Here is a 6,513-nt window from a genome sequence, read left to right as displayed (position 1 = left end):
GTCGTTCGACATCAGGTCTCGTGCCACGCTGGTCTCCATTGCAGATACCAGCTTGAATCACGATCACCGCGCCCGGTGAACCCCTTTTGTCAACACGCCCTAGCCGCACGTTGACCAAGCCGGATGGCGTCTCGGGCGCGATCCGCGTCGGCTACGACTGGCAAGTCGGGAAAGGTGTTTTCGGCCTTGGTGGTGAATACAACCTTGGCAAGTATGACGGCGGCCTCAGCGGTGTTTATGGTGACGCTCTGGGTGAGCTCGGCGGTGACCTAAATCTCGAAGTCGAAAAGGCAGCGACCATTTTTGCCCGTGCCGGTTATGCCGTAAACGAAAACCTGCTGGCCTATGGTTTGCTGGGCTATACGTGGGCTGATGTGGATGGCCGGGCATCCGATGGTTTTGAAACCTATTCAGACAGCACTGACCTTGATGGCGTGACCGTCGGTATCGGTGCGGAATACCGGTTCACCAATAACTGGTCTGGCTATGCTGAATACGCCTATACCGATTTCGGAACCGTGAAGGACACGGAAGGGAACGTGGAAGCGACCATGCAGCAGGTCAAACTCGGCGTTAACTACCGCTTCTAAGCCTCGCTTAGTCTCTTTCTCAGATCATGCTCCAAAGCCGTCCTTTCGAGGGCGGCTTTTTCGTGTGCGAGATACGCCTTGATATGGCTTGCGCGGGCACGGTGCCATCATAGCGGCAGGGTTCGATGCCGGCGCGATTGCACAGGATCTCACCGTCGAGGTAACCAACAGCAAGATTGAGCAAGCTCTTGACCTCTGCAGCAAGGAGGTCTCACAGATGACCCAAAGTATGCTACTCTTCATGTCGGAGGAGGAAGCTTTCAGGGCGGCGAGGCGTTCTTCGTCGTGCCGTCCGGCAACGCTGCCCATGGCAACCGATCCGCCGATCAGCACTGAAAAGAATACGGCAGCACCATAGCGGCGCGTCGGGAGGCCATAGGAAGGGGTCGGGCGGATGATCGACAGCGCTGCAAGCAGAAGCGCGCAAACGAACAGAAGGCCAGCAAGGGCCATGTGGATAGATGCCGCAGCATACAGGATGGCGAGTAGTGCGACAATCTGAAGTGCGCCTTTGCCACGCTTGGGTGTGCCAGTGCCTGTCCCGGTCTCTGTGGTCATATCATGGGCTCCTTGCCGTAGGGCGGTATGTTGCCAGCGAGCTATCATCCTGAAATGGGATAATTCCTTTCTGGGATTAACCACCGCTGCATGCCGGGTCAAGGAATGTGCGGTTGGCGAAGAGCATCTACGACGAGGAGTATCGCAGGCTCATCAACGCGATACGGTCCACGCGGAAGGAGGCCGGGCTGACGCAGCAGATGCTGGCTGACCGGCTGGGCCGCCCCCAGTCCTTTGTCGCCAAGGTCGAAGGCTATGAGCGGCGGCTGGATATCGTGGAATTTCTGCACGTTTGCCGGGCGCTGGGCGTTGAACCCGCCTCGATCTTCGCTGCGGTGGACCGGGCGGGGTAGTGGACCCCCGGCAGCATCCCCTCCTCTATGACCGTGGTGCCCTGTTCGTCGTTCCCTACGGCGATCTGGAAGGTGCCTCCGAAGAGGGCGGGATCGTTGAACTTGGGGTTCACATGAAATTGCGCATGTCGGAAGTGGATCACGTTGGGTTCGCTGTCGGTGCAACCCGTTGCAACTATGTCAGCCGTGCCGACAGCCAACCCATGCCCAACGCCAGCGGCCAAAGCAGGATGAACGTGCCCTTGGCGAGAAGCAGCGCAACATCGCTGCGGGCGTCGGCTTCGATCAGGTCTTTGCGCCATTCTTCGGGTTGGCCCGGCGCTGGGCAAGCAATGACGATGCGTCGCCACCAGAACAGGCCGAGGGCGAGATAGATGATCGCGAGGAATGCGGTCATTTCGGGTGTCTCCTTGTCAGGTTTTCGAGGGCGCATAGGTGCTGCGGTTAGGGTCAGCGCAGGGCAGTGACATGGGCGGTGCAGATGCCTTTACGGGCCGTTCTGGATAGTCTGGGACGTGCCTCCTGCGGTAAGGCTGGGGGTGGGGGGCGCAGAATGCTTGACCGGGCTGTGCGTGTCGGTCTTGGCTGCCCCGGCGGGGCTGACCTGCGTCGCTGCTGCGCACTCTGCCAAGATGCGGGAGCGACCGTCCTTCCACGTCTCGGCCAGCATCAGCATGGGTGCCACAAGAGCGCCGGAGGTGGTGCTGTGCACGGGGCCTCGGGGCATCTCGGCTTGGGCGCGGGAAATGCGCTGACGAACGGCAATTGCAGCGGGTTGCACCGCCTCGATGTCGCAGTTCCTAGATTCTTTGGTCGCGCCGAAAAAACACGGATTTTGGTTTTCATCCGGGGAAGGCTTCCTCTCGGTCTTTTCCTTCGGCGTGACGGGTCGCGGTGACGGCGCGTCAGCGGCGGCATCGCCAACACTGCCGGTATTCCTATTGAAGGTATTCTTACTGTATGTATTCAGGGTGCGTCTGGCGCACCGATCCGGTGCATTTGCTGCACCAGTTGGTGCATATGGCGCACTGATTTCCCGGCCTAGTTCGTCTCGCGAACAAGCTTCGGTGCCAGAGGGGCACTGTCTCTGATCCTTCAGGCGCTTCGGAACCGGGATCATCTCTTGGTCCTCCGGGGTCCATTCGGTGTTGATGACAACGGTGACGCGACCATTTTTATGGCGAACCCGCTGGATCATGCCTTTGGCTTCGAGGGTGTTCAGCGTGTCGAAATAAGTGCGTCGGCTAACGCCAACTCCCGGCCAGTCCTGCGCACCATTCAGAATGTTCTCTGTCGAAGCGGTGAAAGAAGTCTTGCCGAAATGAACAGTTCGGCGCACGATATAGCTGATAACGCTGTATTCGGTTATGGTGAGGTATGGCTTCCAGAGGTCATCTATGCGCTCCCGGAACAGTAGCTTTTCCAGCGGAGAGAGGGTTTCCCCCCCTTCTAGCCGGTTCAGAATGTCGGGGGGCGCTCGGTGCAATTCACGCATTGCTCGCCCCGTCTTTACTCTCCCCGACGCAGGTAATCTCGGACAACAGGTGGTATCGTGCGTGCCGTCCGGGGTAATCACCGGCATGGGGTTCCATCTCGGTATGGATGTCGATACCGCGTTTACGGAGCCGGTAGATGCTGGCCGGAAGAGCAGCGATTTCCGGTATGATAGAGCCGGTTTTCTCATGCCACAGGCGCATGAGGGCGCTTCTGGTGGTTGGATATGCCCACCCGCGCCATCGGCCTGTGGCCTGCTTGTCAGCGCCTCTCCGGCTATGCTGGATCACCCATTGGATACCGTCCCGGCACTCGATAATCCGGAAGGATTTGCCGGGGAGGACCACGCGGAAAACCTCGGCGGGGTAGTGATCGGAGGATTCGGCGCAGGTCATGCCGACCTCCCGGTTGCCTGCTTCTGCCACATGCGGAAGCACGTCAACGCTGCGTCTTGATCAATGTGCAGGTGGAGGGCGACTCCGGAAGGCAAACGCTTCCGGGAGATGATCCCCTTTTCCTCAAGACCACGGAGAGCGGCGAAATAGCTGGTTTTGCCGATCAGCACAGAAGGCAACCATTCGTCACCGTTCAAAGCGAGGCTGGTCGAAGCAATCCAAGGAAGCCTTCCATAAACGGTCGGCATCAGCAACCAATCGGCGACGAGGAACTCATTTATCGAAAGTTCTCTCATCCGCAGCAAAGCTCTTATGGCTTGCGAGATTGCTAGGCGAAGTTCTGCTTCCTCTTCGTTGATGCGCGGAATGCCGTATGCACGCCGATGGGTGTGTTCGAAGGGAATGATGGCGGCAGTTTCATTGTTACGGCACGCTGAAGCGGTCCCGTGATGGGGTTTCATATTGGACATAGATGCGATTCCTATTGGAATGCGCAGCCGGTCAGGATATGATCTGATTAGAACCTGTCAGAGATTACCCCGTCCGTGCCTGCGCATGGGCGGGTTTTCAATTTCCGGTGCGCTGGGCAGCCAGCTTGGCGGTATGCTGTTGCAAAGCCTCCGGTTCCCAGAAAGTGCGTCCGCCGATGCGGATCGGTTCCGGGATCAAGCCCTGCTGAACCCAGCGCCAGAGCGTGGAAGTGCTGACGCCATAGTAGGCAGCGGCTTCGCGGGCCGAACGGAGTCGCTGAAGAGTGGGGTATGTGTTCATTCCATGAGACCATGATTCGTTTCATCTGGTCCCATGTTGCACCGCTTTATTTGGACGTCTGATAGGCGTCCAAATTTTTCTTATGCCTATAGTAACGTCTTAACGTGGCGTCCAAGTCTCGTATTGTAGCCATTGGCCAACGTTTTTCGGGTGTTCCTAGTAGGCTGGGATATTTGATCTTCTTCAGTGCTGATCGACTGTTTAACTTCTTCCCGTTCCGCTCGTTGGGATGTCCGGTGAGCGCGTCTATTTGAAGAAATAACTCTTCGTCGCCAATATGCCATTTCCTTGATGCGAGGTTAGCGTTGTGAATATCTCTAAGTTGCTTTTCTCCCCTTTTTGCTTTGTCTGCCGCCCGTCTGCGCAGGATGGCTGTCGATTCGTGCAGAGTCGCATGGCGCGTGGCGTGAAATAGCTGACGTGCAGCCTCGCGGTGTTCGATAGGGAAATCGGATATAATTTTCTCGGCTATAGCGATGAACTTTAATGCCTCGCGGGCGAAAGCACTATTGGCTGGCAGCGGTGCGGCATCTGCTGCCGCAAGGGCGTGGAGGATTCGCTTCTCGTAAGCTAGTGGATCAGAACCGGCTATCTTATCTGGTTGAGGACGCCTCTGTCGAACGTAACCCACGACCCCTGTCAAGTCTTCCAATGTGCCTGTCATGAACCCCATTACATCGAATGAGGCTTCCGAGCCATGCGGGGCCTGCGTTGCAACGGGTTGCACCGATGTAGAGGAAACCTTGCTCATTGTGCGCTCGCTAGCTGAAGGACTTTCCCGGTCTTCCCGGTGACATGATCCGCCCAGCGCAGCAGAAGAATGCGGCGCTGCTCAAGGAAGTCGGTGCGTTTGTAGGTTCGCTCGACGGCGCTGCCGACAGTATGGGCCAGCATTGTTTCGGCGACCTCATACGGCGCGTCGGTCGCTTCGGCGAGCCAGACGCGTAAGCTGGTGCGGAAGCCATGCGGACGGGCGTCCATTTCTCGCCGCTCCATTAGGCGAGCCATGGTCGCGTCCGAGATGACACCTTTCCGGACGCTGGGAAAGAGGAACCCCGAGCGGGAAAGCCGCCGGGCTTGCTCAATGATGTCCAGCGCCTCCGGCACCAGAGGGACGCGGAAATCGGGTGTGGCATCACGGCGACCTTTCATCTTTTCGCCGGGAATGGTCCAGATGTCGCCCTCGATCTGATCTTCGTGCATGTGCCGCAGCGGAGAGGACCGAACACCCGTCAGGATCAGAAGTCGCAGGGCCAGATGGGTCGTGCTGCCCTCGTTCAAGCTGGCGTAGAACGAGGGAACGTCCTGCCACGGCATGGCCGGGATGTGCTCGGCCTTGTGGCGAGGCTTGCCAAGAAGGGCATCGGCCTTTTCGACCGCCTGAAGGTCCACCGGCAGTCCGAGAGCAGCGGCGTGCTTTATGCAGATGCCGATTCGCCGCAGGGCTTTCCGGGCGGTCTCTGATTTCGTGTGCCAGATGGGGGCCAACGTGTCGCGGATGTCTATCTGGTCGATTTCGGAGACGGGAACCTTGCCCAGTTTCGGCAAAACGTGAAGCGCCAACGGGCTGAACCAGCGCCCCGCCTGCCCATCCCCCTTCAGGGCGGCCTTGCGGCTTTCAAATGCGTCCTGTGCAATGTCTTGAAACAGGTGCAGCTTGCGCGCGGCCTCCCGGCGCTGCCGCTCTCGATCTTTGATAGGGTCAACGCTGTCTCGGACCTTGGCGCGTGCTTCGTCAGCTTTGCGACGAGCTTCGGCAAGGCTCACCGCGGGAAAGGCACCCAGACCCATTTCGCGGCGGCGGCCATGGATGGTGACCCGAAGAACCCATTGCGCGCCACCGTCATCACGCTTCACGAACCACAGTCCGCCTCCATCAGCATATTTCCCCGGCGTGGCTGCGACTATGCCTTTGGCTGACAAACGATTGGTTGCGCGCACTTTCAATCCACCTTCCTATCCCCCTTTGAGTATAAGAGAGCATGAGGGTGAATGCTAGCAAATAGGACGGCATGGGTCAGATAACTTATTGGAAAGGTTTGACGATTGATAGTGAATGCAACCTAACGAGAGTGCATGAAATCACGATTCGTTGCCCTTCACCGGCACCAGAAATCCCAGGGAAATCGACGCATTGCGCTGGTTTCCCTGGGATTTTTGCGTTTCCGTCCCGTTTTCGGCCCCGTTCGTCCGGCACGCCCCCTGGCCCGGCCGTTGCACCCGGCCGCGGCGCAACGCCCTTTCCCTTCCCCGATAATGCGTGGCGATTTCGGATGAGGAGAGGGTGAGATGCCGAACAAGGCCACGGTCAGGGGCGTTTTGATGGATGCGACGCTTGCGCCGATCGCTTCG

At 58.4% G+C, this 6,513-nt stretch carries 11 protein-coding genes; 2 read left to right on the top strand and 9 right to left on the bottom strand.

The genetic code is table 11. From position 1 onward, the window contains the following. Window positions 1-110 precede the first annotated feature (110 nt). Window positions 111-590, top strand: coding sequence for an outer membrane protein (locus ACDP63_RS24080; protein WP_409928787.1), 480 nt, complete (start codon window positions 111-113; stop codon window positions 588-590). Between the two features lie 24 nt (window positions 591-614). Here ACDP63_RS24080 and ACDP63_RS24075 read toward each other — a convergent pair whose 3' ends face one another. Further along, complete coding sequence (locus ACDP63_RS24075; protein WP_409928786.1) at window positions 615-1,148, bottom strand: hypothetical protein; 534 nt, start codon at window positions 1,146-1,148, stop codon at window positions 615-617. Window positions 1,149-1,261: 113 nt separating this feature from the next. Here ACDP63_RS24075 and ACDP63_RS24070 point away from each other — a divergent pair, with 113 nt between their 5' ends. Further along, entirely contained in the window at window positions 1,262-1,501 is a 240-nt protein-coding gene (locus ACDP63_RS24070; protein ID WP_409928785.1) for a helix-turn-helix domain-containing protein, read from the top strand. Between the two features lie 175 nt (window positions 1,502-1,676). On the opposite strand, the gene ACDP63_RS24065 is transcribed toward ACDP63_RS24070, so the two are convergent. The 8 genes from ACDP63_RS24065 to ACDP63_RS24030 all read right to left on the bottom strand — a co-directional run. After that, complete coding sequence (locus tag ACDP63_RS24065) at window positions 1,677-1,898, bottom strand: hypothetical protein (protein ID WP_409928784.1); 222 nt, start codon at window positions 1,896-1,898, stop codon at window positions 1,677-1,679. 90 nt (window positions 1,899-1,988) lie between these two features. Beyond that, window positions 1,989-2,996: a hypothetical protein gene (locus ACDP63_RS24060; protein ID WP_409928783.1), complete on the bottom strand. Its 1,008-nt coding sequence runs from the start codon at window positions 2,994-2,996 to the stop codon at window positions 1,989-1,991. Continuing rightward, window positions 2,989-3,390, bottom strand: a complete 402-nt coding sequence (locus tag ACDP63_RS24055) for a helix-turn-helix domain-containing protein (protein WP_409928782.1) — start codon at window positions 3,388-3,390, stop codon at window positions 2,989-2,991. Before ACDP63_RS24055 ends, ACDP63_RS24060 begins: the two co-directional genes overlap by 8 nt. Continuing rightward, window positions 3,387-3,860, bottom strand: coding sequence for a hypothetical protein (locus tag ACDP63_RS24050; RefSeq protein WP_409928781.1), 474 nt, complete (start codon window positions 3,858-3,860; stop codon window positions 3,387-3,389). Before ACDP63_RS24050 ends, ACDP63_RS24055 begins: the two co-directional genes overlap by 4 nt. Window positions 3,861-3,957: 97 nt before the next feature. Next, on the bottom strand, window positions 3,958-4,161 hold the full coding sequence (locus ACDP63_RS24045) for a helix-turn-helix transcriptional regulator (RefSeq protein WP_409928780.1): 204 nt from the start codon (window positions 4,159-4,161) through the stop codon (window positions 3,958-3,960). A gap of 46 nt (window positions 4,162-4,207) precedes the next feature. After that, window positions 4,208-4,912: a hypothetical protein gene (locus tag ACDP63_RS24040; RefSeq protein ID WP_409928779.1), complete on the bottom strand. Its 705-nt coding sequence runs from the start codon at window positions 4,910-4,912 to the stop codon at window positions 4,208-4,210. Beyond that, window positions 4,909-6,102: a tyrosine-type recombinase/integrase gene (locus ACDP63_RS24035; RefSeq protein ID WP_409928788.1), complete on the bottom strand. Its 1,194-nt coding sequence runs from the start codon at window positions 6,100-6,102 to the stop codon at window positions 4,909-4,911. The genes ACDP63_RS24040 and ACDP63_RS24035 overlap by 4 nt, the downstream gene beginning before the upstream one ends. Window positions 6,103-6,243: 141 nt before the next feature. Next, on the bottom strand, window positions 6,244-6,513 hold a 270-nt coding region (locus tag ACDP63_RS24030; RefSeq protein ID WP_409928778.1), incomplete at its 5' end, for a hypothetical protein.

Origin of the sequence: Paracoccus sp. P2 (assembly GCF_046335115.1) — a bacterium.
GTDB lineage: Bacteria > Pseudomonadota > Alphaproteobacteria > Rhodobacterales > Rhodobacteraceae > Paracoccus > Paracoccus pantotrophus.
Note: the sequence above shows the minus strand (reverse complement) of the source record. Positions and strands in the feature narration are given on the sequence as shown.

Bases quoted from the DNA above. Each gene is read 5' to 3' on its own strand.
- ACDP63_RS24075 (WP_409928786.1), bottom strand. From the start codon at position 1,148: ATGACCACAGAGACCGGGACAGGCACTGGCACACCCAAGCGTGGCAAA.
- ACDP63_RS24065 (WP_409928784.1), bottom strand. From the start codon at position 1,898: ATGACCGCATTCCTCGCGATCATCTATCTCGCCCTCGGCCTGTTCTGG.
- ACDP63_RS24060 (WP_409928783.1), bottom strand. From the start codon at position 2,996: ATGCGTGAATTGCACCGAGCGCCCCCCGACATTCTGAACCGGCTAGAA.
- ACDP63_RS24055 (WP_409928782.1), bottom strand. From the start codon at position 3,390: ATGACCTGCGCCGAATCCTCCGATCACTACCCCGCCGAGGTTTTCCGC.
- ACDP63_RS24050 (WP_409928781.1), bottom strand. From the start codon at position 3,860: ATGTCCAATATGAAACCCCATCACGGGACCGCTTCAGCGTGCCGTAAC.
- ACDP63_RS24045 (WP_409928780.1), bottom strand. From the start codon at position 4,161: ATGAACACATACCCCACTCTTCAGCGACTCCGTTCGGCCCGCGAAGCC.
- ACDP63_RS24040 (WP_409928779.1), bottom strand. From the start codon at position 4,912: ATGAGCAAGGTTTCCTCTACATCGGTGCAACCCGTTGCAACGCAGGCC.